Source organism: Paenarthrobacter sp. CM16, assembly GCF_013179505.1.
In the GTDB taxonomy this organism is placed as follows: Bacteria; Actinomycetota; Actinomycetes; order Actinomycetales; family Micrococcaceae; genus Arthrobacter.
Genome location: NZ_JABMCX010000521.1, coordinates 1 through 1,538, shown reverse-complemented (window position 1 = coordinate 1,538; position 1,538 = coordinate 1). Strand labels below are relative to the sequence as shown.

The window sequence follows — 1,538 nt, the reverse complement described above, 5'->3', positions numbered from 1 at the left end:
GGCAGGGCACTGCCGGAGCGCGTGAAGGATGGACGGCCACAGGGCCGGCTTGTCCTGATGGTCCGGACTCACCCACGCGACGTTGTCCATGCGGCAGGCGAGCCATTGTCCCAGGAGCACCGTTTTACCGAATCCTGCAGGGGCGTAGAGAAGGACGGTGTCTGGCGCGGCATCGAGTTTTGCCACAAGCCGGGGCCGGTCCATCACGTCCAAGGGCGGCTTGGAAACCGTGGTCAGTTGAGGGCTCATTACGTCCGGGCGGGTACCTCGAAGGTCGTCCACTCCTTCAGTGTAGGGGCGTGACTTCGAGGATTCACCCAGTACAGGCGATCCGCGCGGCGGGCTCAGCGCGTAAGGATGGTGATGTCCACCGTGAGACGCTTGGGCGAAGCCCGGAAAGGGGTTTCACCGTGCAGGCTTTCAAGGACATCATGAGCGCTGCGGACTCCGGCTGGGTCTACCCGCTCGGGGCCCTCTTCGTGGCGTTGTCGGCGATCTTCCCACCCATCCCCACTACATCGTTGTTTGTAGCGTTGGGAGCCCTGTCCGCCACGGACAATCTGCCCAACGGATACCTTTTGGTGGCAGCCATGCTGGCCGGAGCGGTGGCTGGAGATCTCGGTGCGTATGAACTGGTCCGACGCAGGAACATGGCCGGTTGGAAGATGCTCCAAGGCCCTCGCACCCAGAAGGCCCTGCACGCGTCCCGGGAACGATTATCCAAGCACTCCGCCTCGTGGGTCCTGACCTCCAGGTTTGTCCCGCTGGGGCGTCTTACCATGAACGTGGCCAGCGCCATCACCCCTGTCCCTCGCGGCAGGTTCGTCCTCTATTCCGTTGCAGCCGGCATCCTGTGGTCCGTCTACTCGGTGGGCATCGGCGCCCTGTCCGGGCTGTTGCCGGGGCTTTCAACGGAATTTGCCGTCGTCATCGCCATCGCGTTCTCGCTGCTGCTGGGCAGGGGCATCAGCGCGGGTGTGACCTGGTACTTGCAGTTGGACGATTGATGCAGTCCGATCGTGCTGCGGCGGCGCACCCGGCCAGGGCGCCACACCCAACTGCGGCTCGCTACGCCCGCCAGCTACCCCGGCGAACTATTGCAGCGACGACGTCAGCCGGGCCAGGTTGTCCAGCGCCACCTGCCCCACCGGCCGCCGCAGCCAGTCCTCCAACAACAGCTCCGTGCTCGCCTCGCGGTAGCTGTCCTCCACGGCCCTCATCCGGTCCACGATGGATCGGCCATGGACCAGCACCGAGACCTCCATGTTGAGGCTGAACGAGCGGACATCCATGTTGCTGGAACCAATGACTGCGACGTCGTGGTCAATGGTGAAGTGCTTCGCGTGCAGGACCTGCGGTGCCCGGTAAAGGTAGATGCGGACACCCGCCCGCAGAAGGACCTCATAGTAGGACCGCTGGGCGTGGTAGACCATGGCCTGATCGCCCACTTCCGAGACAAAGAGCTCAACGCTCAATCCCCGCGAGGCGGCGGTGACGATGGCCAATTGGATTGCTTCGTCCGGGACAAAGTAGGGGCT

Annotated in this window: 2 protein-coding genes and 1 pseudogene; 1 reads left to right on the top strand and 2 read right to left on the bottom strand. The window is 64.0% G+C overall.

Annotated features, from left to right (window positions below; translation table 11 throughout):
- Positions 1-282, bottom strand: a pseudogene (locus HP499_RS24125) (LuxR family transcriptional regulator); the annotation flags it as partial.
- 17 nt (positions 283-299) lie between these two features.
- Between HP499_RS24125 and HP499_RS24120 the strand changes: the two are divergent.
- The gene (locus tag HP499_RS24120; RefSeq protein WP_309138444.1) at positions 300-1,007 is read left to right on the top strand and encodes a VTT domain-containing protein; all 708 of its coding nucleotides are present in this window, start codon (positions 300-302) and stop codon (positions 1,005-1,007) included.
- Positions 1,008-1,094: 87 nt separating this feature from the next.
- Here the strand turns inward: HP499_RS24120 and HP499_RS24115 are convergent.
- On the bottom strand, positions 1,095-1,538 hold a 444-nt coding region (locus HP499_RS24115), incomplete at its 5' end, for a phospholipase D-like domain-containing protein (protein WP_253951776.1).